At 70.7% G+C, this 24,020-nt stretch carries 25 protein-coding genes; 15 read left to right on the top strand and 10 right to left on the bottom strand.

Annotation, left to right across the window (positions count from 1 at the left end):
• Positions 1-28: 28 nt before the first annotated feature.
• Both AC4D2E_RS12530 and AC4D2E_RS12525 read left to right on the top strand, forming a co-directional pair.
• Positions 29-1,072, top strand: coding sequence for a zinc-dependent alcohol dehydrogenase family protein (locus tag AC4D2E_RS12530; protein ID WP_490952828.1), 1,044 nt, complete (start codon positions 29-31; stop codon positions 1,070-1,072).
• 47 nt (positions 1,073-1,119) lie between these two features.
• Entirely contained in the window at positions 1,120-2,106 is a 987-nt protein-coding gene (locus AC4D2E_RS12525; protein WP_490952827.1) for an acyl-CoA thioesterase, read from the top strand.
• A gap of 50 nt (positions 2,107-2,156) precedes the next feature.
• Here the strand turns inward: AC4D2E_RS12525 and AC4D2E_RS12520 are convergent, their stop codons facing one another.
• Positions 2,157-2,471: an MmcQ/YjbR family DNA-binding protein gene (locus tag AC4D2E_RS12520; protein WP_490952826.1), complete on the bottom strand. Its 315-nt coding sequence runs from the start codon at positions 2,469-2,471 to the stop codon at positions 2,157-2,159.
• A gap of 204 nt (positions 2,472-2,675) precedes the next feature.
• Here AC4D2E_RS12520 and AC4D2E_RS12515 point away from each other — a divergent pair, with 204 nt between their 5' ends.
• Both AC4D2E_RS12515 and AC4D2E_RS12510 read left to right on the top strand, forming a co-directional pair.
• Complete coding sequence (locus AC4D2E_RS12515) at positions 2,676-3,455, top strand: hypothetical protein (protein WP_490952825.1); 780 nt, start codon at positions 2,676-2,678, stop codon at positions 3,453-3,455.
• Between the two features lie 89 nt (positions 3,456-3,544).
• A complete protein-coding gene (locus AC4D2E_RS12510) occupies positions 3,545-4,183 on the top strand; it encodes a nucleoside/nucleotide kinase family protein (RefSeq protein WP_490952824.1) in 639 nt (212 codons plus the stop codon).
• A gap of 10 nt (positions 4,184-4,193) precedes the next feature.
• Here AC4D2E_RS12510 and AC4D2E_RS12505 read toward each other — a convergent pair whose 3' ends face one another.
• Both AC4D2E_RS12505 and AC4D2E_RS12500 read right to left on the bottom strand, forming a co-directional pair.
• Positions 4,194-4,946, bottom strand: a complete 753-nt coding sequence (locus tag AC4D2E_RS12505; protein ID WP_490952823.1) for a ThuA domain-containing protein — start codon at positions 4,944-4,946, stop codon at positions 4,194-4,196.
• Positions 4,946-6,031 (bottom strand): Gfo/Idh/MocA family protein, encoded by a 1,086-nt coding sequence (locus tag AC4D2E_RS12500; protein WP_490911334.1) that lies wholly within the window; start codon positions 6,029-6,031, stop codon positions 4,946-4,948. Before AC4D2E_RS12500 ends, AC4D2E_RS12505 begins: the two co-directional genes overlap by 1 nt.
• A 157-nt stretch (positions 6,032-6,188) precedes the next feature.
• Between AC4D2E_RS12500 and soxR the strand changes: the two genes are divergently transcribed.
• The 4 genes from soxR to AC4D2E_RS12480 all read left to right on the top strand — a co-directional run bounded on the left by soxR (position 6,189) and on the right by AC4D2E_RS12480 (position 8,660).
• Entirely contained in the window at positions 6,189-6,641 is a 453-nt protein-coding gene (gene soxR, locus AC4D2E_RS12495) for a redox-sensitive transcriptional activator SoxR (protein ID WP_490952822.1), read from the top strand.
• A 34-nt stretch (positions 6,642-6,675) separates the two neighbouring features.
• On the top strand, positions 6,676-7,200 hold the full coding sequence (locus AC4D2E_RS12490) for a flavin reductase family protein (RefSeq protein WP_104167253.1): 525 nt from the start codon (positions 6,676-6,678) through the stop codon (positions 7,198-7,200).
• Between the two features lie 99 nt (positions 7,201-7,299).
• Positions 7,300-7,764 carry a GtrA family protein gene (locus AC4D2E_RS12485; RefSeq protein ID WP_490952821.1) on the top strand — a complete coding sequence of 155 codons (465 nt, stop codon included), beginning with the start codon at positions 7,300-7,302 and terminating at the stop codon, positions 7,762-7,764.
• Between the two features lie 140 nt (positions 7,765-7,904).
• On the top strand, positions 7,905-8,660 hold the full coding sequence (locus AC4D2E_RS12480; protein WP_490952820.1) for a hypothetical protein: 756 nt from the start codon (positions 7,905-7,907) through the stop codon (positions 8,658-8,660).
• Positions 8,661-8,823: 163 nt separating this feature from the next.
• Here AC4D2E_RS12480 and AC4D2E_RS12475 read toward each other — a convergent pair whose 3' ends face one another.
• From AC4D2E_RS12475 to AC4D2E_RS12460, 4 genes are all read right to left on the bottom strand, one after another.
• The gene (locus tag AC4D2E_RS12475; RefSeq protein ID WP_490952819.1) at positions 8,824-10,653 is read right to left on the bottom strand and encodes an immune inhibitor A domain-containing protein; all 1,830 of its coding nucleotides are present in this window, start codon (positions 10,651-10,653) and stop codon (positions 8,824-8,826) included.
• Between the two features lie 218 nt (positions 10,654-10,871).
• Entirely contained in the window at positions 10,872-12,005 is a 1,134-nt protein-coding gene (locus AC4D2E_RS12470; RefSeq protein ID WP_490952818.1) for an aminotransferase class V-fold PLP-dependent enzyme, read from the bottom strand.
• A gap of 89 nt (positions 12,006-12,094) precedes the next feature.
• The gene (locus AC4D2E_RS12465; protein ID WP_490952817.1) at positions 12,095-13,078 is read right to left on the bottom strand and encodes a PRC and DUF2382 domain-containing protein; all 984 of its coding nucleotides are present in this window, start codon (positions 13,076-13,078) and stop codon (positions 12,095-12,097) included.
• 109 nt (positions 13,079-13,187) lie between these two features.
• Positions 13,188-14,192, bottom strand: a complete 1,005-nt coding sequence (locus AC4D2E_RS12460) for an MsnO8 family LLM class oxidoreductase (protein WP_490952816.1) — start codon at positions 14,190-14,192, stop codon at positions 13,188-13,190.
• 142 nt (positions 14,193-14,334) lie between these two features.
• On the opposite strand from AC4D2E_RS12460, the gene AC4D2E_RS12455 reads away from it, so the two are divergent.
• Complete coding sequence (locus tag AC4D2E_RS12455) at positions 14,335-15,180, top strand: metal-dependent hydrolase (protein ID WP_490952815.1); 846 nt, start codon at positions 14,335-14,337, stop codon at positions 15,178-15,180.
• 72 nt (positions 15,181-15,252) lie between these two features.
• Positions 15,253-15,423, top strand: a complete 171-nt coding sequence (locus AC4D2E_RS12450; protein ID WP_181033602.1) for a hypothetical protein — start codon at positions 15,253-15,255, stop codon at positions 15,421-15,423.
• 71 nt (positions 15,424-15,494) lie between these two features.
• Here the strand turns inward: AC4D2E_RS12450 and AC4D2E_RS12445 are convergent, their stop codons facing one another.
• Positions 15,495-15,761 (bottom strand): hypothetical protein, encoded by a 267-nt coding sequence (locus AC4D2E_RS12445; protein WP_490952814.1) that lies wholly within the window; start codon positions 15,759-15,761, stop codon positions 15,495-15,497.
• Between the two features lie 135 nt (positions 15,762-15,896).
• Between AC4D2E_RS12445 and AC4D2E_RS12440 the strand changes: the two genes are divergently transcribed.
• From AC4D2E_RS12440 to AC4D2E_RS12430, 3 genes are all read left to right on the top strand, one after another.
• A complete protein-coding gene (locus AC4D2E_RS12440) occupies positions 15,897-17,360 on the top strand; it encodes a protein adenylyltransferase SelO (protein WP_490911349.1) in 1,464 nt (487 codons plus the stop codon).
• A gap of 106 nt (positions 17,361-17,466) precedes the next feature.
• Entirely contained in the window at positions 17,467-17,769 is a 303-nt protein-coding gene (locus AC4D2E_RS12435) for a hypothetical protein (protein WP_490952813.1), read from the top strand.
• Between the two features lie 161 nt (positions 17,770-17,930).
• Entirely contained in the window at positions 17,931-18,182 is a 252-nt protein-coding gene (locus AC4D2E_RS12430; RefSeq protein ID WP_490911351.1) for a hypothetical protein, read from the top strand.
• A 222-nt stretch (positions 18,183-18,404) separates the two neighbouring features.
• Here the strand turns inward: AC4D2E_RS12430 and AC4D2E_RS12425 are convergent, their stop codons facing one another.
• Positions 18,405-20,837, bottom strand: coding sequence for a glycosyltransferase family 2 protein (locus AC4D2E_RS12425; protein ID WP_490952812.1), 2,433 nt, complete (start codon positions 20,835-20,837; stop codon positions 18,405-18,407).
• A gap of 242 nt (positions 20,838-21,079) precedes the next feature.
• Here AC4D2E_RS12425 and AC4D2E_RS12420 point away from each other — a divergent pair, with 242 nt between their 5' ends.
• Both AC4D2E_RS12420 and AC4D2E_RS12415 read left to right on the top strand, forming a co-directional pair.
• Complete coding sequence (locus AC4D2E_RS12420) at positions 21,080-22,600, top strand: chitinase (RefSeq protein WP_490952811.1); 1,521 nt, start codon at positions 21,080-21,082, stop codon at positions 22,598-22,600.
• A 57-nt stretch (positions 22,601-22,657) separates the two neighbouring features.
• Positions 22,658-23,122: a GyrI-like domain-containing protein gene (locus AC4D2E_RS12415; protein WP_490952810.1), complete on the top strand. Its 465-nt coding sequence runs from the start codon at positions 22,658-22,660 to the stop codon at positions 23,120-23,122.
• A gap of 26 nt (positions 23,123-23,148) precedes the next feature.
• Here AC4D2E_RS12415 and AC4D2E_RS12410 read toward each other — a convergent pair whose 3' ends face one another.
• The gene (locus AC4D2E_RS12410; RefSeq protein ID WP_490952809.1) at positions 23,149-23,952 is read right to left on the bottom strand and encodes a CPBP family intramembrane glutamic endopeptidase; all 804 of its coding nucleotides are present in this window, start codon (positions 23,950-23,952) and stop codon (positions 23,149-23,151) included.
• Positions 23,953-24,020 lie beyond the last annotated feature (68 nt).

The raw sequence follows: 24,020 nt of genomic DNA, 5'->3' as shown, positions 1-24,020 counted from the left end.
CGGAGACCCCGCGGGGCAGAATGGTGCGATGCGCGCCGTCTGCTTCGATGAGTTCTCCGCCCGTCCCGTCCTCCGGGACGTGCCCGGACCCGTGCCGTCGCCGCGCGGCGTCGTCGTCCGCGTCGAGGCCACCGGGCTGTGCCGCAGCGACGTGCACGGCTGGCTGGGGCACGACGACGGCATCACCCTCCCGCACGTGCCGGGCCACGAACTCGTGGGCACCATCGCGGCGGTGGGCGAGGACGTCCGGCGCTTCTCGGTCGGCGAGCGCGTCACGACGCCGTTCGTCTGCGCCTGCGGTCACTGCCCCGAATGCATGTCCGGCAACGGCCAGGTGTGCCGTAACCAGACGCAGCCGGGCTTCACGCACTGGGGCTCCTTCGCGGACCTCGTGGCCCTGCACGACGCCGACACGAACCTCATCGCTGTCCCCGAGTCCCTCGACGCCGGCGCCGCCGCCCTCCTCGGTTGCCGCTTCGCGACGTCGTACCGCGGCCTCGTGCACCAGGCGCGGCTGGCTGCCGGCGACACCCTCCTCGTGGTCGGTTGCGGCGGCGTGGGGCTGAGCGCCGTCATGATCGGCGTGGCGCTGGGGGCCCGCGTGATCGGCGTCGACGTCGACGGGGACGCCCTGGCGCGCGCCGCCCGCTTCGGCGCCGCGGACACCGTCCAGTCGGCGGGACACTCCCGCGCCGCCGTGCTCGACGCCGTGCGGGACGCCGCGCCCTCGGGCATCGACGTGTCCGTCGATGCGCTGGGCCGCGAGGAGACCGCCGCGATCGGCATCCTGTCCCTGCGGCCGAGGGGCCGGCACGTGCAGATCGGCCTGTTCCCCGCGGACCCGGTGATCCCGATGGGCGCCGTCATCGGGAAGGAGCTCGCCGTCCTCGGCAGCCACGGCATGCCCGCGCACGACTACCCGGGGCTGCTGGACCTCGTGGCCGCCGGCCGGCTGCGCCCGCAGGACCTCATCGAACGCAGGATCGCCCTCGATGCCGTGCCCGACGCCCTGGTCGCGATGGCCGGCGACACGTCCGCGGGCGGGGTGACCGTCGTCGACCTCGGAGTGTGACGCGGACCGCGCTACCGATGGCGCTTCGCATACGGAGATACTGGGGCATGGAACCCATGCCGCGCCCCGCTGATCCGCCGTCGAACGCGGTCACCCTCCGATTCCTCGCCTCGCCCACCGATCTCGGGCACAGCGGCTCGGTGGACGCCGGCACCGTGCTCGAGTGGGTGGACAAGGCCGCCTACGCGGCCGCCGTCGGCTGGGCGAAGACCTACTGCGTGACCGCGTACGTCGGGAACATCCACTTCGCGGATCCCGTGATGGTCGGCGACCTCGTGGAGGTGGAGGCCACGATCGTCCACACCGGCACGTCCTCCATGCACATCCGCACCATCGTCTCCTCCGGATCCGTGACCGGGGACGACGGCGGGAAGCGCAGCGAGTGCCTCGTCATCTTCGTCGCCGTGGGGCCGGACGGCAAACCCGTCCCGGTGCCGCCCTTCGAACCGCGGACGGAGGCCGAGCGCGTGGAGAGTGATCATGCGATCGCGCGCATCGAGGTCCGCAAGGAAATCGTCGAAGAGATGCGCCGGCAGGAATACACCGACGGCAGCACCGCGGAGCGGACGGTCCTCCGGTTCCTCGCCGCACCCACCGACGTCAACTGGGGTGGGAAGGTGCACGGCGGCACGGTGATGGACTGGATCGACGAGGCCGCCTACGTCTGCTCCACGCGGTACTGCGGGCTGGACACCGTGGCCGTGTTCTCCGGCGGCGTCCGCTTCCTGAAGCCCCTGCACATCGGTGACGTCGTCGAGGTGGAGGCGCGACTCGTCTATACGGGCAACAAGGGCATGCACATCGCAGTGCACGTCCGCTCCGGGAGCCCGAGGTCCCGCGACATGGAGCTCACCACCACGTGCCTCACGGTCATGGTGGCACGCGACGAGGAAGGGACGGCGGTGCCGGTGCCACCCTGGGTGCCGAGGTCGGAGGAGGACCGACGGCTCCACGACCACGCCCGGAACCTGCTGCTGATCCGCAGCCGTGCCCCGGGCAGCGTCCTGCCGACGCATCTGCAGCAGGCCGGCTGAGGGTCGTCAGCGGATCGTCGCCGACCGCGCCGGTGAGGAGGGCGACGGCCCTAGTGCCTCGCCGCGGTGCTGTTGGCGATCCGGTAGGACTCCTCGATGAGTTCGGCCAGCTCCTCGTGATCGATCCGGCCGAGCCGTACGAGCACCAGTGACTCGTACTGGTCGTGGTGGGGATGGATGAAGAAGGCGCCTGGCTGGGTCGCGAGCAGCGCATCCCGTTCCTCGGTCTTGATCGTCAGGACGGTGTCATCCCACATGCGGGCGAAAAGCGTCTGGGCGAACCAGGCGGGTCGGTTCCAGCTCATCCGCTCCGAGGTCCCGGGCAGGGCGAGGCAGGCTGATCGCACATCGTCTTCGCTGACCATGGACCAACCATGGCACCGGCGGTGCGGCCGGTCCAGTGCTTGCTCGAGGCGATCCCGTGAATTCCCCGGCCGCCGCCGCATCACGATACGCATACGGATCGGCAACGATCCCGCAAACCTCATAACGATCCGGGCAGGGCGCTGACCGGGTATCCCTGACAGCACCATCATGGAGCGATCCACCCGCGCTACGAAGGAGTAACCATGGGTCGCCCAGGTACCGTGCTGCTGTCCTCCGGGGCTGTGTGCCTCGCCCTTCTTCTCACCTCCTGCGCTCCTCCCGAGGCCGACGCCGGTGCCGATACCGCGCAGACCCGGGAGGCCCAGGACGTCCCGTCAGTGACCGGCACCCCACCCGCCGGCACCCCGGCGTCGGACCCGCCGTCCGAGGCCCCGGCGTCGGAGGCCCCGCCGTCCGAGGCCCCGACCGGCGACGGCGACGGCGACCCGGGATGGGCCACCTACACGACCCCGGACGGAGACCTGTCCTTCGACCACCCCGGGGACTGGACCGTCGTCGCGTCCACCCCGGCCCCGCCGGAGGGCGTGGCCGTCGCCGTCGAGGATGACGCCGGCCGACGGCTCGCGTCCCTGCAGACGAACCTGGTCACGGGGGCCGTGTGCCCGGCGGAGGTGCCGTACTCGCTCCTGGACTCCGAGCCGCTGCCGGCCCTGGCCCAGGATCCGGGCATCCCGACCTTCGTCTTCGAAGGCCGTACGGACCCCTCGGTGGCCGACCCGGTCGCGGCGTCCATCCTCGCCTACGGCATCACCTCCGGGCCCCTTCCGGAGGGGCCGACCGCCTGCCCCATCGCCCATTTCTTCACATGGCCACCTTCCGGGGCGGCGTTCGGCGGCATCTACGACCCGTACGAGATCTACCCCGGTAAGCCGATGCACATCGACACACCGCAGGCCTACATGGAGACGGAGGAGTACCAGCAGATCAGGACGATGCTCACGTCCCTGCGCCCCGCCGGTTAGGAGAGAGCCCGGGCGGGCGCAGGAGCGGCATGATGGACGCAGGGACGTGAGCCGGCCGAGCGGCCGACGCAGGAGGAGGATCCGCGGCGATGAGGAGTGTTCGTACCATCGAGGAACTCGGGGCCCTCCTGCCCTCCCCCGTCCCCGGCAGGAGGACCCTGCTCGGAATCGCGGGACCGCCGGGTGCAGGGAAGTCCACCGTCGCCGAGGCCATCACCGCGGCCGACCCCGAGCACCATGCCCTGGTCCCCATGGACGGATTCCATCTGGCGGATCAGGCCCTGGCCACCCTCGGCCTGCTGGACCGCAAGGGCGCCCCCGAGACCTTCGACGCCCACGGTTATGCCGCCCTGCTGGCACGTCTGGCGGGCCATCCCTGCCATACCGTGTACGCGCCGGCGTTCGAGCGTCGGCTCGAGCAGCCGCTCGCCAACGCCCTGCCGGTGGCACCCTCGTGCTCCCTGCTCATCACCGACGGCAACTACCTGCTCCTCGACGCACCGGGCTGGCGGGACGCCAGGAGCCACCTCGACCAGGTGTGGTTCGTCGACGTCGAGCCCGGGCTGCGCCGGCGCCGCCTCGTCGCGCGGCACATCCACTTCGGCAAGACACCCGCGGAAGCCGAGGACTGGGTCCGCCGGGTGGACGAACCCAACGCGGCGCGCGTGGCCGCCACCCGGGACAGGGCCGACCGCGTCCTCGACCTGTCCGAGTGGCGCGTCGGCTGACCGAGGCGCCTCAGTCCGTCAGGAACCAGTCGCGCGCCGGATTCGCCACCTCCGGCGGGGTGCGGCCGACCCCCGGCTGCGCCACCCAGTCGACACTGTTGGCGAGCACACGCCGGATCTGCGGGTGGTGGTAGACCGGGTACTCCTGGTCGCCGGGGCTGAAGTAGAAGATCCGCCCCTTTCCGCGAGAGAACGTCACACCGGAGCGGAACACCTCGCCACCCTCGAAGGAGCTGATGAAGATGAGGTCGTCCGGTTCGGGAATGTCGAAGAGTTCGCCGTACATCTCCTGCTCGGGGATCACGATCGGGCTCTCGATGCCGGCGGCGATCGGGTGCGAGGGCTTGACCGTCCAGACCAGTTCGCGCTCGCCGTCGTTGCGCCACTTCAACGAGCACGTGGTGCCGAGGAGCCGCGTGAGGATCTTCGAGAAGTGGCCGGAATGCAGCACCACCAGTCCCATGCCGGCGAGGACATGCCGGTGCACGCGATCGACGACGTCGTCCGCCACCTCGCCGTGTGCGATGTGCCCCCACCACAGCAGGACGTCGGTGCCGGCGAGGATCTCCTCGCTGAGGCCGTGCTCGGGGTCGGCGAGGGTCGCCGTCGTGATGTCCGAGCCGGGGAAGTAAGCGGCGAGGGATTCCGCGATGGCGCCGTGGATGCCCCGCGGGTACATCTCGCCGATGGTCGCGGGCTCGTTGCGGGCCTCGTGGACGCCCTCGTTCCAGACGACGATCGTGGGCTTGCTGTCGAAGACCATCAGAGCTCCACCTCGCGACGCCCGGCCGCGGATGCGTAGCACGCGTCGATGATGCGGGCCCGCGTGAGCGCCAGGGACCCGTCGTGCCGCCCCCACTCGGTCTGGCCCGCGCGGATCGCGGCGAGGAAGTCGTCGATGACGCCCTGGTGCCCGGCCGAGGAGCCGACCTCGGGCTCGTAGTCGCCGTCCTCGCGGAACACGCGCAGGCTCTCGACGGCGTCGGACGGCGAGCCGACGCGGCTCAGTTCGGCGCCGCCGTCGGTCCCGTAGATCCGGAAGTCCATGAGGTCCGCCGTCGGTCGGTACGCCGCCCATCCCGCCTCGACCAGGAGGGTCACCCCGCCCTCGAGCCGGAGAAACGCGGTCGCGAAATCCTCCACCTCGAACGCGGAACCGGCGGCCTGCGCGCCGTAGGCTCCGCCGCCGCGACCCTGCGGGCCGAGTTCCGAGTAGGTGGACGCCGAGACCGAGAGCACCTTCGGCTCACCGAGCAGGTGCAGCGCGTAGTCGATCACATGGACGCCGATGTCCGAGAGCGGGCCGCCTCCGGCCATCTCCCGGTTGGTGAACCAGCTGCCCAGCGACGGGATGCCCGAGCGGCGCAGCCAAACCGCTTTCGCGTAATAGGGGCGCCCGATTCCGCCGTCGTCGATCACGCGCTTCAGGGCCGCGATGTCGCCGCGTCGCCGGTGGTTGAAGGCGACATCGAGCACCCGCCCTGCCCGGCGTGCGGCGTCGACCATGAGCCGGCCCTCGTCGCCGTCGCGGGCGATCGGTTTCTCGCTGAGCACGTGGAGGCCGCGGTCCAGGGCTGCGACGGCGATGGGGGCGTGGAGGAACGTGGGGACGGCGACGCTCACGGCGTCGAGCCCTTCGAGGGCGATCAGGTCCTCCCACCGCTCGACCGCGTGGGGGATCCGGTACTCGGCCCGGAGTTCGGCGAGCAGGTCCGGTTCCATGCCCGCCAGCCCGATGATCTCGACGTCCTCGCTGTTCGCGTAGGCCGCGAGGTGCTGGCGACCGGCCCAGCCGATGCCGACTACACCTACTCTCAGGCGTCGTCCGTGCGGTGCGTGCTCGTCCAAGGAGGCTGTCCTTTGCTGTCGGGTGCGGCGGCTGCGTGGCGAGCCCCTCCAGCAGTCCTACCGTCTCGCCGTGGGCGCTGTCCATGGGACCGGTAGCCGCCCGCCGGCACGGTTACGCTGGTTCGACGCCCGCCGCCGCACCGGGAAGGAGCCGCGCGTGACCACCGACCAGGACCTCTCCGTCGGCCAGCTCGCCGCACGCAGCGGCATGAGCGTCTCCGCGCTGCACTTCTACGAACGCCGGGGCCTGATCACCAGCCGGCGCACCAGCGGCAACCAGCGTCGGTACGACCGCTCGGTCCTCCGCCGGGTCGCCGTCATCGGCGCCGCCCAGCGCGCGGGAATCCCCCTCGCCACCGTAGCCCGCGCCTTCGCCGAGCTACCGACCGACGGCGTCCCGGACCAGGCGGACTGGCAGCGGCTCTCCGCCGCCTGGCAGCAGGAGATCGACAAGCGGATCTCCCAGCTCGAGCACCTGCGGGACCGGTTGGACGGCTGCATCGGCTGCGGCTGCCTGTCCCTCGCCGCCTGCGGTTTCGTCAACCCCGACGACGCCGCCGGTTCCAGGGGCATCCGGTCCACCCTGCTGGACGCCGACCCGCCGATTTGACCTCAACCTCTGTTGAGGTTCTAGCGTTGACGGCATGACGACTCCCACCGGCCACGCGATCGCCACGGCCGAGCTCTTCAAGGACGCGTTCCGCGCGCACCCGGCCGGCATCGCCGTCATCACCGCTCAGGGAGTGGACGGGCCGGTCGGCCTGACGGCGTCGTCCGTGTCCTCCGTCTCCGCCGAGCCGCCCGTCCTCGCCTTCTCGGTCTCGACGGCGTCGTCGTCGGCGGCCGCCCTCATCGCGGCGGAGACGCTGGTGGTCCACCTGCTCGGCACCGATCAGGTCGGCATCGCGCAGCTCTTCGCGACCCGCGGCGCCGACCGTTTCGGCGGCGCGGTGGACTGGCGGCCGCTCCCCACGGGCGAGCCGCTCCTGACGGAGGCACCGTGGGCCCTGCGGTGTCGCATCCTGCACCGCCTGCCCGTCGGGGGGTCGATGATCCTCGCCGCGGAGGTCGTGGCCATCGAGCAGGGCGACGACGGCGCCGCCGGGGCGCCGCTGGTCTACCACAACCGCTCCTACCACCGGCTGGGCGACCACTCACTGCTGTACTGAGCGGTCTGGGCCGGCCGCCGGCGGACCCTCGGCGAGCCATTGGTTGCCTCTGCGATCGAAAGCCTAGAATGAACCGTCATCGACAGAGGGGACCGGTTCGTGCGCGACGCCTGGAAGCGGCTGGGGTCCTTCACCGCCGTCGGGGCCGTGGCCTTCATCGTCGACATCTCGGTGTTCAACATCCTCTCCTCGGGGCTGGGGGTGGGCCCCATCTCGTCGAAGGTCTCCTCGGTCGCCCTGGCGACCGGCGTCTCCTGGTTGGGCAGCAGGCACTTCACGTTCCGCGAGTTCAGGGGCCGCGCGAAACGCCAGGAGGCACTGCTCTTCGGGCTGACCAACCTGGTGGGCCTCGGTATCGCGACGGCCTGCCTCTTCGTCTCGCACTACCTCCTGGGCTTCAGGAGCCCGCTGGCGGACAACGTCTCAGGGAACGTCATCGGCGTCCTCCTCGGCAACGTGTTCCGCTACCTTGCGTACCGCTTCGTGGTGTTCCAGCCCCCGCACCGTGTCTCCGCCGGCTGGTCGGGTGGGGTGGACCGGGCTCCGGGCAACGGCCCGGAATGAGTCCGACGCCACCTGTCCAACGGAAGATTCCGGTGGGATGGCCGACGCCCGCCGCGTAATGTTGAAGGTGTAGTCAGCCTGCTTGCAAAGCTGACGGGCCGTCCCGCCACCATGCACCACCGTTCTTGGAAGTCCCCGCCATGCGCGCCCCCTCGATCCTCCCCACCCTGGCCATCAGCATCGGACTGCTGCTGTCCGGGCCCGCGGCCGCCGACGCATCCCCGGCTCCGGCACCCCAGTCCTCCGATCAGGTGTCTCCGTCCGCACCGCCTGCACCGTCCGCTTCACCCCTGCCGGCCATGACCGGCACGACGCCGGCTGTGCCGCCGATCGAGCAGTCCCCGAGCGAGCCGGCGGTTCCGCCCACCGGCCCTCCGGCGGACGCGCCACCTCCCGTCGAGGATGTGATCGCCACCGCTCTCGGCACCTCGGATCCCGAGCCCGCCGTCGAGACTCCCTCGACGGGTCCGGAACCGGCCCCGGACGCGTCGTCGGTCCCTCCCACCTCGGATGCTCCGACGCCGCCCTCGTCCCCCGCCGCCGAAGCGACGCCCGAGGAGACGGACCCGGCCGTGGAAGCGGACGAAACCCCGGTCCTTCCGGGAGACGGGCAGCAGCCGGGCGCGGGCGAAGCCGTCGTCGACCGGTCGGCGCCACGAGCGCCGCAGCCCGTGCCCGCCGGGAACGGCGCGGCGCCCTCCCGGGTGCCGACCCCGGTCGAGGAGGTGCGGATCGACAAGGTGGAACAGGCGGAACAGGCCGAAGGCTTCCAGCCGCCCGTCGAAGGCACGTCGCTCCGGTACACGGTCGCCGGGATCCTGAGCATCGTCGCCCTGCTCCTCGCCCTCGCGATCGCCTTCGTGGCGCACCCGCGGCGGCCGCGCGGCACCCACTGAACCGAACGGCAGTCCTGAGCCGGCACTGACCCGCCGGCGCCGCTGAACCCCGGCCCCCCCCCCCCCCCCCCGTGCCCGTCGATGCCTCTGCGCACCTCCGGGGCCACATACAGCAGGAGCCGGGAGTGACCTCCCGGCTCCTGCTGTCCTGCATCCCTCGGGACTAGCGGACCTGGAGGGTCAGCATGCCCGTCGAGTTGGACTGGACGACCTCGATCTTCGTCCCCGTGCCGGCGACGACGACGGACCCCTGGGGGTTCGTGGCGTCGTAGTAGGCGTTCGGGTCGGTGTCGTCGAAGACGGCGACACCGGGCTGCGACGGAACGGTGAGCGTGGTCATGCCCGCCGCCGTCTCGCGGTGCAGGCTGAGCGCATCAGTGGCCTGCTTGCCGAACGTGGCGTCGAAGCTCTGGATGCGGTTGCGGACGATCGTGCCGTCGGACCACCTCAGCGCCTTCGGGTGGGCGTCCACGGGCAGGGCGAGACCTGCGCCCGGGTGCTGGCGTGTGTTGTTGTTGCTCTGCGCGGTGTTCCAGTAGGTGATGCTCAGACCGTCCTGGTAGGCGTAGTGCTCCACGGTGTCCGGCGCGGTGACACCCCAGCCGAAGTTGTACGGACCGGTGGCGAGCGTCGCGTCGTAGCCCGCGTAGACGCGGTTCTCGGCGATGTAGAAGCGGTTCTTGCCGGCGGCGTCCTTCGGCAGGTTCACGACGACGGCCTGCGGGGCCTTCGTGGCGTGGAACGAGGGGCCGATCTTATGGGTGGACTTCTCACCCGCCGTGGCGACGTCGTAGTCGAGCCACCCGAGCTGCAGCTTCTCCCACGCACCCATGTGGTTCGGGGTGGTGCCGATCGAACCGTCGCCGTGTCCGAGCCACGAGCCGGAGCTCATGAGGCTCCAGAAGCCGGTGCCGTTCTCGCCGCCGCTGGTGTCGTACAGGTCCGGCAGGCCGAGGTCGTGGGCGTACTCGTGGGCGAAGACACCCAGGCCGCCGTTCTCGGGCTCCGTGGTGTAGTCGCGGATCCAGACGTCGGACTTGCCGATCTTGATGCCACCGAAGGGGTTCGCGGACGGGCCGGTAGTCCCGCGGCCCGCCTGGCCGACGGCCCAGCGGTGGGACCAGATGGCCGACGACGCCGCCCCGGCCTCCTCGCCCTCTCCGGCGTGGATGGCCTGGAAGTGGTCGATGTAGCCGTCGGCCTCGTTGAAATCGCCGTCCTTGTCGAAGTCGTAACGGTCCCACTGGTCGAACGTCGCGAGGTACGCGTCGATCTCGGCGGGGGTCTTCCCCGCCGCGATCTGCGCGTCGTACCAGGCATTCGCGGTGTCCTGCACGAAGCGGGTCATGTCCGCCTGGCTCTCGGTCTCGCCGTAGCTTGCCGAGTTGTAGGGGACGGTCACCCAGTCGCTCACGTCGCCGTCGACCGTGTACCGGCCGCTGGACAACTCCCCGAAGACGCTCTTGAGGGACTCGCCCTCCTCGCTGAAGAACATGTCGAGGTAGTGCTGGCGGTCGAAGGAATCGGTCCAGTAGGTGGAGTTGTCCACGGCGCGGTCCGGTTCCTTGATGGCGCCGCTCGCGGGTCCGGGGGTCGATGCGGGGAAGCGGGGATCCACCTTGGTGCCGAAGTCGACGAGGAAGGACAGGATCTGGTCGCTGTCCTGCAGGCCGTACTGCGCCCACTGGCCGGGAGCCATCCTGACGGCCTTCGAACCGTTCCGGTCCTCGACCATCGCTTCTCCGGCGAGGACCCTGCCGAGGGCCTGCTGGTTGAGGTCGCGACGCGCTTCGTCCGCGGGGTCCGAGCGGTCGTCGAGCCTCTCTGCTGCGCCGTCGGCGCCGGGTGAGGACGTGAAGGACGACGGCGGGGTCGGTGAGTCGGCCGCGGGACCGGGTGCGGCCTGCGCGGTCACGGGGGCAAGGACGACGGCGCCGGTCACGGCGAGCGCCAACGCGCACCGCAGTCCCCGGGTACGGGTGATGGAAATCAAGGGTTCTCCTAAGTGAAATGTCCCAGCTGGTGCAGAACACCGATGAAGCCGGTGCCTGCGGTGATGAACATGTTGCCTGAGTCACACGTTCTGGAGGGACCGTAGCACCGGCGTCGGACACTTCGACGATTGGTTGCGGGGTGTGAACCACTTTCCTCCCGCACTCTGGCGCTGACGGGTAGGCGGTCGTATAGTGCAGCGCCGCCAGGCGGGTGACCTCAGACGAACGGCGCCAGAACCGCCGCGGCCTCGCCGAACACCTCGGAACGGGTGGTCGCGTGCACGGAGAAGCGGATGCGATCCTCCCCGTGGAGTGTGGCAGTGACGCCGGCGGCCGCGAGGGCCGCGTGGGCTCGGGCCGCGCGCCCGGCAACGCCGGCCACCACGATCCCTGCACCCGATCGGTCCCGCGGCGAGAGCACGGGCACCCCGGCGGCGTCGAGTTGCGCGATGAGCGCCTGGGCGTGGGCGGCCACGATACCCTCGATCGCCGGCACCCCCACCGTCTCGATCAGGGCGAGGGCCTCGGCGAAGGCGCCGGTCGCATAGGGCGAGAGGTTCGAGACGGAGAAGCGCTGCGCTCCGGGCAGTGGAGGGTGCTCGTCGCCGTCGTACCTGCGGGAGTCGAGGACGCCCGTCCACCCGGTCAGCAGCGGCTCGATCCGCTCCAGGCCCTGCGGCGACAGCGCGAGGGCGGCCGCCCCCCACCCGGCGCGGATCCACTTCTGCGCACCGGCGATCAGGACGTCGGCCTGCGTCCACTCGAGATCCGCGACGCCGAACGCCTGGATGCCGTCGACCACGAGCAGCCGATCGGGACCGATCACCGCGCGGAGGCCCGCGAGGTCGGCGCGATAGCCGGTGCGGAAGTCGACGGCGCTGACACTCACCGCGACGGTGTCCGAGGTCAGGGCGTGGGCGACGACGTCGGGCGTCATGCGGGTGCCGGGGCCGCCGATGAGCTCGACGCGCGCCCGTCCCGCGGCGCTGGTACGGAGCCACGGGTACCTGTTGGCGGGGAACTCGCCGGCGCTGACGAGCACCGAGCCGCCGGTCAGTCCGAACGCCACCTGGAACAGGCCGAGCGAGGTACTGCCGGTCAGCCCCACGTTCTCGAGGGGGAAGCCGCTGAGCCGCGCGAAGGATTGCCGCGCGCGGAGGTCCTCCCCCGACAGGGTGCCGTCGATCCCGGGACCGCCGTCGCCGGCGAGCTCCAGGAGGTGCACCACCCGGTCACGGACCGCCCGCGACGGCGGCCCGTAACTCGCGAAGTTGAGGAACCCGCACGCCTCCGTGAAGGACGCCCGGTAGGACGCAAACGCGGCGTCGCCGTGCTGCGCAGGACTGCTCATGGTCTTCCTCGCTGTCGGCCCGGGCCGGGCTCTCGCCGCCCCGATCGCAAGCTATCAGCCTGAAGGCGGCGTGCGGCTGAGGCCGCCCCTCAGCGCCGCTTGTTCTTGCCCTTGAGCAGCGGGTTGGGGCTGTTGGTGACGATCCTGCCCGACTGGTCATCGGCCTGTGCGGTCGTGCCGCGGCCTGCGGCACCCACGGCCCTGCCGCGGGTGCGGCCGCCGGATCGGCGGGAGCGGGCGTCGGTGTCGGTGTCGGTGTCGAGACCGGCATCGGAACCGGCCATCGTCACGCCGTCGACGCTCATGACGATGCGCTCCTTCCGCACCTGTTCCCTCACCGTGGCCCTGCCCGCGACGGTGGTCCTGGCCAACCGGACGCGCTCGACGGGCACGGTCTCCCGGCCCAGGATCACGGCCTGCTCCTCGTGGCCCACGAGTTCGACGACCTCCTCGCGGAAGAGCGACTCGTTCCCCGGCGCGTTGCGCGCGGTGATCGGCTCCCGCTCGACCCGCAGCTCCTCCTTCAGCAGCGGCACCGTCCGGCTGGCCTCCTCCGTGACCACATATTTCCGCAGCCGGACGCGGGCAGCCTCATGCGCTTCGGTCCCGACACGGAGCCGCTCCTCCGAGCGGATCATCCAGGGTCCGCGGTCGCCGTCGCGCCGCTCACGGGTGATGGTGCCCTCACCCGCCGCCCCCTCATCCGCCGCTCCCTCACCTGCCGCGTCGTCGCCGGCTGTCGCCGTCGCCGTCGTCTCGTCCAGGCCGTAGTGCGCGTACAGCACGCTTTTGTCCTCCGGGCTCAGGTGGCCGTCCCGCTCGATCGACGGCGCGTGCCGGATGAGGTCCCGCGGATATGCGACGACGAGCCGGTCGTCCTGCACGGTCGCACCTGCGAGCGGCACGAAGGACTCCTTCGTGCCGAACAGGCCCGTATGGACGGTGACCCAGGTCGGCATCTCGGTGGCGTCGTTCAGGTACACCTGGCCGATCGAACCCACCTTGTCCCCCTGGTCCGTGACGACCGCCGTGCGGTGGCCGAGAAGGGGATCGAGATCGTGCATCGTGAGCATGGTGTTCCTGTCGTCGGTGGCACCCGCGTGAAGGGGCGCATTGACGACAGAATAAGGCGTTCCGACCCCAGATAACAAGCACACTTACTATCTCGGTCCGGTGGGCCCGTCAGCCGGCAGTGGCCGCCGTGGGCAGGAGTCGGGGCCGGGCGAGCGCGGCCAGCAGCTCGTCGGAGATCGCCTGCGCGTGGAGGTCGTACGCGCCACCGCTGACCATCAGCTCGTCGGCACCCGTGCGTGCGTGCAGTTCGACGAGCTGCTGTTCCACCTCGTCCGCCGTGCCGTACACGGCCGCGGCGAGGGACTCCCGCACCAGCCCCTCCTGCCGTTCCGTCAGCGGAGCGGTGTCGTCGTCCAGGGGCGGGAAGGATCCTTTCGTCCGGGAGGCGGCGAGCGCGCGGGCCTCGGGCAGGAGCAGCTGCCGCGCCGCCGCCGTCGTGCCTGCCACCGCCACGTTGAGCGAGACCGTGACGTGCGGGGCGTCCCACCACCGCGACGGGCGGAAGGACTCCCGGTAGCGCTCGAGCCCGGGGTCGGCGGCGCGGGACAGGGCCGGTCCGCCGAGAACGACGGCGAGGCCCGCTCGCGCCGCGATGTCGATGCCCTGGCCCGTGGCCAGGACGAAGACGGGCGTCCCACCACCGTCCGCGGGACGGGCGGTGATCGGAGCGGTGCCGCCGAGGAAGGCGAGGAGATCCGTGACGTCCTGCGCGAAGCGGCCGGCGTCCTCCCCGTCCGCCCGGAGCGCGGCCCGCACCGCGGAGGTGAATCCGAGGGACCGGCCGACGCCGAGATCGAACCGGCCGCCCGTCAGCGCGTTCAGCGTCGCGGCCTGCTCGGCGACCACCAGGGGCTGGTGGTTCGGCAGCATGATGCCCCCCGTCCCGATCCTGATAGACGTCGTCGCGGAGGCCACCGCAGCCGCGAGGACGGCGGGAACGGACCCCGCGATACCGGGTACTCCGTGATGCTCCGCGACCCAGAACCTCCGGTAACCGAGCAGTTCCGCCCGCTGCGCCCGCGCGATCACGTGCTGCAGGGCCTCGGCCTCGGAGGAGCCGGTCCGGGACTGGGCGCGGTCGAGGATCGAGACACCGGCGAAGGGAAGGGGCATATGGAGGGAACCCGTGGCCCGCCGGTGTCATTCCGCGTGCGGGACCGGTTTCGGGAAATGGGGGTGGCACGCGTCAGGATGGGCTCTCATCGCCGGCCGCCCCTGCAGCGCGGCGTGGTCTCAACCGGAAGGACTCCCCGCCATGATGGGCGCCCACCATGCTGCCTGCGGCGCTGCCGCCTGGGTCGCCGCCACCACCCAGGTCGAGGTGCAGGCGGGCCGATGGCTGCCCGTCCTGCCCGAATCGGTCACCCTCGGCCTGGGGTTCCTCGACGTCAGCCCCGTCGGCGTCGTCACCGGGGCCCTGGTGACGGCGGGGGCGGCGCTCCTGCCGGACGCCGATCACCACAGCGCCACGATCGCGCATTCCCTGCCGCCGCTGTCCAATCTGTTCTGCGCCGGCGTCGGGGCCATCGCGGGCGGACACCGGCGCGGCACGCATTCGCTGCTCGGGGTCGCGGCGTTCGTCGCCGTCGCCTTCGTCGCCGGGCTGTGGACCGTCGAGACCGTCGATTTCGGAACCGTCTATCCCGGCGCGGGACTGTTGACGGTGCTGCTGGTCTCCTTCGCGGCGAAGGCCCTGAAGATCATCCCGGACCGCATGCGGAAATCACCGTGGGCGGTGGGCCTCACCGTCGGCGCGTTCATCACCGCGTTCGCGCCCGAGGAGCAGTTCTGGTTCCCGCTCGCCGTGGGCATCGGCGTGGTCGTGCACATCCTCGGCGACATGCTGACCACCGGCGGCTGCAACCCGGTGTATCCGTTCCGCCTCAGGAGACCACGCAGCCTGGCGAGGACGCCCGTCATCGCGCAGGTCTGGCGACCCAACGGCAACATCGCCGTGCCCGTCCTCGGTAACGCCGGATCGCTGCGCGAGTGGTGCCTGCTCGTGCCCGTCTCCCTCTACGCTCTCGGCGGGATCGGCTGGGCCATCATGAACATCGACGACGGCGGAATGGTGGTCGCGCGCCTCTCCGGCGGCGGATGAGCAGTGGCGCGAAAGATGTTCGAAACATGGGCGCACTAGGGTCGGGGCAGACCCGACCCGCGAAAGGATCGCATGCACGGCGACCACTTGTTCTTCGACCCCCTCGATACGGAGGCGGGTGTTGATGCACCGGAACCCGAGCGGGACCATGGTCCTGGTGCGGACGATCTCCAGGCCCAGCGCCGACGCGAACTGGCACGCGTGCAGGAGGAGCTGAGGAGGATGGCGCAGGGGCGTTCCTGACGACCGAACGCCCGGGCCCCGGTCCCGAAGGACCAGGGCCCGGGCCTCGCTGTCAGCAGCGGTCCGGGCTGCTAGCGGCGGTTCAGCAGGCCGCGGAGGATTCCGCCGGCCTTGCCCGCGGGGACGGGCGTGCCGCGCTTGCCGGCAACTCCACCGGCAGGCTTGCCGGTGGTGCGGGTGCCCTTGTTGCCGAGGTAACGGCCCGCAGCGTTTTTGAGCGTGTTGCTGATTCCCAAGATGATCTCCTTCGGTTGCGCGTCTGCACCCAAGAACATCAGGTGGTTTATGAGTTTATCCCGCGCTCCCCACTTGTGGGGCATCGGAATCTCGTCGGCCACACGGCGGTTCTCCGTCGTCGCGCGTCCCGTCGCGGTCCGGCGCGGGCCGACCGGCCCGGTATGACCGATGAACCCTCGTTCTGCAACCCCTCCACCGGGGCGCGGCACCCCAGGACCCCGGCGTACGGTGGAGGGATGAGCGTGCCGACGGATTCCAGGGTCACCTTCGATGGGCGCTTCGCGCGGGACCTGCCCGAGATGGCGGTCGCGTGGCAGGCGGCGGCCGCACCACAGCCCGCCCTCCTCGTCCTGAACGAGCCGGTCGCCGCGGAACTCGGGCTGGATCCCGCGTTCCTCCGCTCCCCCGAGGGGCTGTCACTGCTGGTCGGCACGGCCGCGCCTGACGGTGCGACGCCGGTGGCCCAGGCCTACGCGGGCCACCAGTTCGGCAGCTTCAACCCGGGGCTCGGTGACGGCCGTGCCCTGCTGCTGGGAGAGGTCACCGCCGTCGACGGCCGCCTCCTCGACGTCCACCTCAAGGGGTCCGGGCGCACACCCTTCGCGCGCGGCGGTGACGGTTTCGCCGCCGTCGGGCCCATGCTGCGCGAGTTCATCGTGAGCGAGGCCATGCAGGGGCTCGGCATCCCGACGACGCGCTCCCTCGCCGTCGTCGCCACGGGCCGCGACGTGCGACGGGAGACGATGCTGCCCGGCGCCGTCCTGGCTCGCGTGGCGAGCAGCCACCTGCGGGTGGGCAGCTTCCAGTACGCCGCCGCCACGGGCAACCCCGACCTCCTCAAGCGCCTCGCCGACCACGCGATCAGCCGTCACCACCCGGCCGCCGCGGCAGCCGAACGCCCCTACCTGGCACTGTTCGAGGCCGTCGTGTCCGCGCAGGCCTCGCTCGTGGCGCGATGGATGCTCGCCGGATTCGTGCACGGCGTCATGAACACGGACAACATGACCATCTCGGGCGAGACCATCGATTACGGACCGTGCGCCTTCATGGACGTCTTCGACTATGCCGCCCTCTACAGCTCCATCGACCGTGACGGTCGCTACGCCTACGCGAACCAGCCGCTCATCGCCGAGTGGAACCTCGCGCGGCTCGCCGAGACCCTGCTCCCGCTCATCGACGACGACCAGGAGCAGGCGGTCCCCCTGGCCGTGGCCGCACTCGAGGCGTTCCGCCCCCGGTACAGCGCCGCCTGGCTGGCCGGGATGAAGGCCAAGCTGGGACTGCCCGCCGACGCCGACGACGACGTCGCGTCGGCACTGGCCAACGACGTCCTCACCCTGCTGCAGGACAACCACGTGGACTACACCTCCTTCTTCCGGGGTCTCGGCTCCGTGGTCCGCGGCGACGCCCGGCCGGCGCGGGACAAGGTGCTCGACGTCGCCGCCTTCGACGCCTGGGCCGCCCGCTGGCTCGCCGTCGCGCCCGACGCGGACGCGATGGACCGCGTGAACCCCGTGTACATCCCGCGCAACCACCTCGTCGAAGAGGCCCTGGACGCCGCGACCGCCGGCGACCTGGACCCGCTCGGCCGGCTGCTCGAGGCCCTCACGAAGCCCTTCGAGGAGCGGCCCGGCCTGGAACGCTACGCCGCCGGGGCACCTGACGATTTCGGCGCGTACACGACGTACTGCGGTACGTGACGGGCGCGAGGCATCCGATGGCCGCTCGGCGAGCCGGTGAGGAGCGGCTTGTCCACCGGAAAGTGGTTCCCCGGTGCCGCCGGTCGAACCGCGTAGCGTTACGACCATGAGTGCATCCTTCGACATCACCTGGGTCAGCGACCACGAATATCGAGTGCGGACCGAGGCGGAAGGACAGTCCGTGGAATCGCTGTTCCGGATGAACCCCGATCTGCAGGGCCGTCTCGGGACCGGGGACGCCGAGGAGGTGGCGGTCGTCGAGGCGACCGCGCAGTTCCTGTCCCGCCACCAGTCGGTCATCGACTTCCCTCCGATGATCGACCTCGAGGACATCCTGGCGACCTACGACGACGCCCCCGAGCAGATCCGGCGACTCCTCGCGGAAGGGCCCTCGGCGCCGGAGGCATAGGGCCTGGGTGCGCCGCGGATCGGACAGCCGGTGACCGGCGTCAGCAGAGGACACCACATCCCGCTCCGCAGCGCACGTTCTTTCGTCCGACTGCTCGGACTTCCGGAGGAGACGGCCGCGGCCCACTCTTGGACGTACCACCCATCGCACAGGAGGTCCGCATGAGTTCTCGACATCTCGACCGGGTCCAGGCCGCAGGACGCCAGGGCGCGGGCTCCATCAGTTCCATGCTTCCGGAGGGCCTCGACGCGAGGACGGACCTCCAGGACGCCGTGGCGGACGCCCTGATCAGCGGCGAACCCCTCATGACGGTGGCGATCCTCGCCGATCTGTCCCCGCTGGCTGCCCTCGACGCGCTGGAGCAGCGCACCGGCGCACGGGCCGGTTCCCTGAAGACGCTTCCGGGCGCCTGACCGCCCCGTCCCGGACCAGGGACTCCTGCGCCTGCCTATGAGCTTGCCGATGCGTGCCTGCATATGCAGGAAAACACTGTTCCACCGGTGAACCGCCCAAGGCCATCGACGGTCGGATCCTGCTCGGCGGCTGCATGGCCTGACGGCCAGGGCACCGAACCGAGGAAGCCCTGGGACCGGACGTCCCAGGGCTTCCTCGTGTCCACTGCCGTTCCAGGGGCCCTACCGCACCCCGGCCCGACGACGGCGGTCGTTGCCCGAACGCAGGTCCCGGTTGAGCCGGCGGTCGCCGTGGTACAGGATGGACTCCCAGTCCGCCTCCTCCGGCGCCTTCTCGATGACCTTCGACTCCTCGACCTTCTTCACCCGGGGTGCCACGTACAGCCAGTTCAGGACGCCCAGCCCCATGTCCACGGCCGAGTTCTTGATCCCGATGTACGCGCGGATGGCGCCGGCCGCCAGCACGGCGTTCAGCCCGGCGAACAGCGCATTGCCCCAGTTCTGCTCCAGGACGTCCCGGGCGAGGGTCAGCAGGGAGAAGGCCACGATCGCATACGGGATGACGACGTACAGGCCGGGCGCCGCGGTGCGGTCCTTGACCTTCGGGGTGCGGACGAACGGGATCTTCTCCCCCGTGAAGGCCTGCTGGATGGACTTCAGGACGCCGGCGAGGTTGACCGGCAGCAGCACCAGGTTGAACCCGTAGATCCGGAAGATGTCCGAGAAGCGGTGCCCGCAGTCGCGGAGGTCGCTGCCCATCGCGAGGAAGTACGGGGCGGCGGCGAGGAACACGACGGGACTCAGGAGCCGGCTGTCGTACGGGTAGGCGAGGAGGAACAGCAGCCCGAAGCTCGCCCACGCGATTGACGCCATGTAGTTGACCCGCAGCAGCACCTCCCGGAAGAGGACCTGCTCGCGGAGGTGCCGGCGCCGTCGCAGCTGGTCCCACAGCTTCGGCAGGATCAGCAGCCCGCCGTTGGCCCACCGGCGCCGCTGCACCACCAGCGAGCCGAAATCCGGCGGCGTGGCGCTGTAGCTGAGACGCTCGGGGTAGTTCATCAGCGTCCACCCGTGGCTGCCGAGGTCCACGCTGGACTCGGTGTCCTCGATGACGGTGCGGTCCTGGATGTAGGTCTTGATCTCGAAGCCACCGACGTTCTCGACCTCGACGATGTCCTCGACCGCGCGCTTGCGGATCACGGCGTTCGCGCCCACCCAGAACGTCGCCCCGTAGTAGGACATGCCCTGATGCAGGATGTGCTGGATGTCCGTCGACGCGCCGGCCACCCGCTCGATCCGCGTCGGCGCACCCCGGAAGGAGGAGTACGGCGTCTGGGTGACGGCGATGCGCTCATTGCCGGGGGACTCGAGCAGGTGCACGAGCCGCACGCAGTAGTCGCGCAGCAGGAGGGAATCGGCGTCGAGGGTCAGCAGGTAGGTGGAATCCGGGACGTCCAGGACGTCGTCGTCCTCCGCTCCCTCCCCCTCCGCCAGCGGGCGCAGCACCGTGCCGGTGGCGACGTGCTCCTTGCGCCAGCGCTGGCCCATCAGGGAGATGTAGGCGTTGAGGTTCATGGCCTTGTTCGCCTCGTGGGACAGCGAGGCGTAGGCCTTGCGTTCGAAGGTCTCCAGCCGTGTGTTGAAGATCCGCACGAGGCGCACGTACAGCTCGCGGATGCGGACCGGCTCAGGGCACTGCTCCTGCGCCAGCGCGGCGTTGAGGGCGTACACGGTCAGCCGCAGCTCGCGGGCAAGGCCCATGACCACGAGATCCACGAAGAACTCGTCCACGTGGTCCTCCACCGTCTCGGCGTCGGCCATGTCCTCGAGCCACACGGCGGCGTCCTCGTACGCCGTGATGAGCGGGGGCAGGTCATCGAACGACGACGGCGCGTCCGCGTCGCGGGCGGCCAGGGCGGCCTCGAACGCGGCCAGCGCGGAACCGGCCCGCGTGGAGGGCTCGAGGAGCGCGGACTCGATCTCGAACGTGAGCGCCCGTGTGGCATCGAGGCGCTGCCGGATCGCCGGGTCGGTGGGGTGCGGCGGGTCGTCGAGGAGCAGGACCACGCGGATGTTGGGGAACTCCTGCAGGGCGGCGGACCACAGGGTGGCCCTGACGACGGCGGGTTCCTCCGCGTAGGAGGGCACGAGGACGGTGATGCCCTCCTGGTGGTCGGCGAAGTGGCGGTCCAGCTCGCCCCGCGGCACGCGCCGGTGATCGCGGAACCGGTACAGCGCACCCTGACGGGCCAGCAGGTACATGAGCGCCGAGAAGGTCAGGAACGTGACGACGATCAGGTACGACGTCGCCTCGACCTGGAACCGGAAGCCTGCGTCGGGATTGTTGGCGAACTGCCGCAGGATCGTCGTGACGACGTACGTCAGCCACGCCAGCACGGTGACCACGATGCCGAGGCGGCCCAGGGCGATCTTCCGCGAGGACGGCGTCGGGTGCACGATGGACAGCGGCTCCGAGCGCCGCTCCGAGCCCCACTGCCGGCGTCGCCCGGCGACGGGCGGGGGCGCCTTCTCGAGGACCGAGGCGGAGGCTGCGCCCGGCGACGGGACGGCCGTCACGCCCGCCATCCCGTCGGGTGCGGCATCGGCGCGCACTCGGGGAACCGGTGACTCGGTGGCATCGCTGGATCTGGACATGGCTACCTCGGCAGTTGGCGGGCAGGGGGATGCACGACGTCGCCCCGCGACATGCAGCGTCACTCTCCACCATCGGCCCGTCCGCCGTGAGCGTTAGCCGAAACAATGACGGGGGCCGAAATTTCCCATACGCTTCAAGCGTCTCGCGCACCTCGGGTGCGCACTCCCGCCTCCTGTCGAGGCCGTCATCTGGGGTTCCTGTGTCTGCACGTTTTCCTGGCCGGAGGCTGTCTTTCCTCCGCATGCTGATCCTGTCCGTCGTCGTCGCCGCCGTGACCGTGGGTGGCCTCACGGGGTGGCACCGTTGGGAGGACGCCAAGGCCGCCGAGAGTGCGGGCGCCTTCTTCGCCGGTTACGTCGACGTGACGGCGACGCCCTCCTACGCGTTCGAGGACCCCGCCGGGGAGAACGGCGGCAGCGCGGTGCTGTCCTTCGTCGTGGCGTCGGAGGAGGATCCGTGCACCCCGTCCTGGGGCACCTACTACGGCCTGGACGAGGCCGAGGCAGCACTCGACCTCGACCGCCGCGTGGCCAGGCTCGTGCAGGACGGCGGTGAGGTCATCGTGTCCTTCGGCGGACTCCTGAACGACGAGCTCGCGACCGCCTGCACGGATCCCGAGGACCTGGTGGACGCCTACGCCGCCGTCATCGATCGCTACACGCTGGCGACCGTGGACCTGGACATCGAGGGCGAGAACCTCAAGGATGTCGCTGCCGGCGAGCGCCGCGCCGAAGCCATGGCCGCGCTCCAGGCCGAGCGGGCCGGCACGGACACGCCGCTCAACGTGTGGCTGACCCTGCCGGTCGCCCCGACCGGGCTGACCGCGGACGGCACGGCCGCCGTCGCGCAGTTCCTGGAGGCAGGCGTCGACCTCGCCGGGGTGAATGTCATGACCATGGACTACGGCGGCAGCCGGCCCGCGGGCACGAGCATGCTCACCGCCTCGCAGAACGCCGCGGACGCCACGCACCGCCAGCTCCAGGTGCTCTACGAGCGGGCGGGCATCGAGATCGGCCCGCAGGCCGCCTGGCGGAAGATCGGGCTGACGCCGATGATCGGGCAGAACGACGTCAAGGGCGAGATCTTCACGCTCGACGACGCCAAGGCCTTCAATGCGTTCGCCGCCGAACGCGGCGTGGGCCGCATGTCGATGTGGTCCCTGAACCGCGACGCCACCTGCAGCGAGAACTACGCCGACACCACGGTGGTCTCGGATTCCTGCAGCGGCATCGACCAGCAGGGGCTCCTGTTCGCACCGATCCTCGGAGCGGACTTCGAGGGCCGCGCCGCCACGCTCGCGGATGAGCCAGTCACCGAGGAGAGCCCCGAGGCCCTGGTCGAGGACGATCCCGAGACGAGCCCGTACCCCATCTGGTCCGACGTCGGCACCTACCGCGAGGACGACCGCGTGGTCTGGCAGGGCAACGTGTACGTGGCGAAGTACTGGACGCAGGGCGACGTCCCGAACGATCCGGTACTGCAGGCGGAGGAGACCCCCTGGACGCTGCTCGGCCCGGTGCTGCCCGACGAACGGCCCGTGCCCGCCGTCACGGCCCCGGCCGATCTCTACCCGGAGTGGGATCCGAAGCAGGTGTACGAGCGCGGCGACCGGATCCTCGTCGACGGGCGCGTGTACGAGGCGAAGTGGTGGAGCCAGAGCGACAGCCCCGAGGCCGCAGTGCAGGGCTCGGACGCCTCACCCTGGCAGAAGCTCGACGACGCCACCCTCCTGAAGATCCTCGAGGAACCCGCGACGTCCTGAGGTGTCGGGGACCTTCGGCACTGTGCGGTGGACGCCGGCACAACGAGGGTTGCTCCCATGGCGACGATCCAGGTCAGCGAGCACGACGAGCAACTCACGGCGGGTGTCCGGGAGAAGGTGCCGATGATCGAGCTCACCGAGTTCTTCCCCCGCGCCTTCACGGACACGATGGCGGCGCTGCAGGCCCAGGGCGTGCATCCCACCGGGGCCCCCTTCGGGAAGTACTACGGCCCGCCCGGTGCCGTCGCCGATGTCGAAGCGGGCTTCCCGGTCTCCGCGGTCATCGCTCCGGCGGGGAACGTGGTGCCCGGGTCCCTGCCGGCCGGGCGCGTGGTCGCAGCGACCCACGTCGGCTCCTACGACACGATGACCGACACGTATTCCGAGCTGGAGCGCTATTTCGCGGACGCGTCACTGACGCCGGGCCCGGTGATGTGGGAGACCTACCTCAGCGATCCGGAGGAGGAGCCGGATCCCGCGGGGTGGCGGACCGAGATCTGCTGGCCCGTGCACCGGGGCTGACGAGCCTCGGAGCGGATTGCCCGACCTCAGGCCTCCGACGGGGCGCGGCGGTCCGTGACGGCGACCGCGACGAGGGCGACGAGGCCGAGCACCGGGATGACGACCACCAGGGCGAGGCCGATCAGCGACGACGACCGGGTGGGGTCCGCCGGGGGCAGGAAGAGCGAGATGTCCCACAGTCCATGGGCGATCATCGCCGGAAGCAGGAGACCGCCGATCCTCCGGAACGAGTAGAGGATGGCCCCGGTCAGCGTCGCGAGGAGCACCTGGTTCAGGACCGCGGGGACGGGCGAGCCGGTGACCAGGTTGGTCAGGTGGAAGACGCCGAAGGCCACCGATGTACCGACGGCGACCGTCAGCTCGGTGCGCCGGTCGGTCCTCAGGCCCCTGAGGAGGATGCCGCGGAACAGGGTCTCCTCGGCGAAACCGACCAGGAGCCCGACGATGACGATCGGGATCAGGAGGTCCATGCCCAGGCCGGACCAGTCCACGAAGACGAGGTGGAGGACGATGCCGATGACGAAGGCGGCGACCGCGATCCGGAGCATGACCGGGACCTGCAGCCGTTCCTTGTCGCGGAAGATGCTGTCCCAGCGGGACCACCACACGAAGGCGACGAGGACGATCGTTGCGACCACCAAGGGCAGGACCGCGGTACGCCAGACGTTCGCAGGGGTGTCGAACCACTCCGTGGAGGGGATGCCCGACGTCACCGCGGTGATGCTGAAGACCGCGGCATACGCCACGACCATCAGCAGCGCCGGCCCTGTGGACGGTCTGATCCGGGGAGAGCGCTCGAGGGCAGCGGATGAGGTGTTGGATTCCGCCATGGTCGACGCCTCCGGACAGGTCCGCCGGTGCAAAGGTGTTCAACGAGACCGTAGGCCGCCGATCATCC

The sequence above is a fragment of the Arthrobacter sp. TJ-265 genome (assembly GCF_058269135.1).
This window is presented reverse-complemented; position numbering and strand designations above follow the sequence as displayed.

Excerpts from the sequence above, each read along its gene's own strand:
- AC4D2E_RS12530 (WP_490952828.1), top strand. The coding sequence starts at position 29 with ATGCGCGCCGTCTGCTTCGATGAGTTCTCCGCCCGTCCCGTCCTCCGG.
- AC4D2E_RS12525 (WP_490952827.1), top strand. The coding sequence starts at position 1,120 with ATGGAACCCATGCCGCGCCCCGCTGATCCGCCGTCGAACGCGGTCACC.
- AC4D2E_RS12520 (WP_490952826.1), bottom strand. The coding sequence starts at position 2,471 with ATGGTCAGCGAAGACGATGTGCGATCAGCCTGCCTCGCCCTGCCCGGG.
- AC4D2E_RS12515 (WP_490952825.1), top strand. The coding sequence starts at position 2,676 with ATGGGTCGCCCAGGTACCGTGCTGCTGTCCTCCGGGGCTGTGTGCCTC.
- AC4D2E_RS12510 (WP_490952824.1), top strand. The coding sequence starts at position 3,545 with ATGAGGAGTGTTCGTACCATCGAGGAACTCGGGGCCCTCCTGCCCTCC.
- AC4D2E_RS12505 (WP_490952823.1), bottom strand. The coding sequence starts at position 4,946 with ATGGTCTTCGACAGCAAGCCCACGATCGTCGTCTGGAACGAGGGCGTC.
- AC4D2E_RS12490 (WP_104167253.1), top strand. The coding sequence starts at position 6,676 with ATGACGACTCCCACCGGCCACGCGATCGCCACGGCCGAGCTCTTCAAG.
- AC4D2E_RS12480 (WP_490952820.1), top strand. The coding sequence starts at position 7,905 with ATGCGCGCCCCCTCGATCCTCCCCACCCTGGCCATCAGCATCGGACTG.
- AC4D2E_RS12470 (WP_490952818.1), bottom strand. The coding sequence starts at position 12,005 with ATGAGCAGTCCTGCGCAGCACGGCGACGCCGCGTTTGCGTCCTACCGG.
- AC4D2E_RS12465 (WP_490952817.1), bottom strand. The coding sequence starts at position 13,078 with ATGCTCACGATGCACGATCTCGATCCCCTTCTCGGCCACCGCACGGCG.
- AC4D2E_RS12460 (WP_490952816.1), bottom strand. The coding sequence starts at position 14,192 with ATGCCCCTTCCCTTCGCCGGTGTCTCGATCCTCGACCGCGCCCAGTCC.
- AC4D2E_RS12455 (WP_490952815.1), top strand. The coding sequence starts at position 14,335 with ATGATGGGCGCCCACCATGCTGCCTGCGGCGCTGCCGCCTGGGTCGCC.
- AC4D2E_RS12450 (WP_181033602.1), top strand. The coding sequence starts at position 15,253 with ATGCACGGCGACCACTTGTTCTTCGACCCCCTCGATACGGAGGCGGGT.
- AC4D2E_RS12440 (WP_490911349.1), top strand. The coding sequence starts at position 15,897 with ATGAGCGTGCCGACGGATTCCAGGGTCACCTTCGATGGGCGCTTCGCG.
- AC4D2E_RS12435 (WP_490952813.1), top strand. The coding sequence starts at position 17,467 with ATGAGTGCATCCTTCGACATCACCTGGGTCAGCGACCACGAATATCGA.
- AC4D2E_RS12430 (WP_490911351.1), top strand. The coding sequence starts at position 17,931 with ATGAGTTCTCGACATCTCGACCGGGTCCAGGCCGCAGGACGCCAGGGC.
- AC4D2E_RS12425 (WP_490952812.1), bottom strand. The coding sequence starts at position 20,837 with ATGTCCAGATCCAGCGATGCCACCGAGTCACCGGTTCCCCGAGTGCGC.
- AC4D2E_RS12420 (WP_490952811.1), top strand. The coding sequence starts at position 21,080 with ATGCTGATCCTGTCCGTCGTCGTCGCCGCCGTGACCGTGGGTGGCCTC.
- AC4D2E_RS12415 (WP_490952810.1), top strand. The coding sequence starts at position 22,658 with ATGGCGACGATCCAGGTCAGCGAGCACGACGAGCAACTCACGGCGGGT.
- AC4D2E_RS12410 (WP_490952809.1), bottom strand. The coding sequence starts at position 23,952 with ATGGCGGAATCCAACACCTCATCCGCTGCCCTCGAGCGCTCTCCCCGG.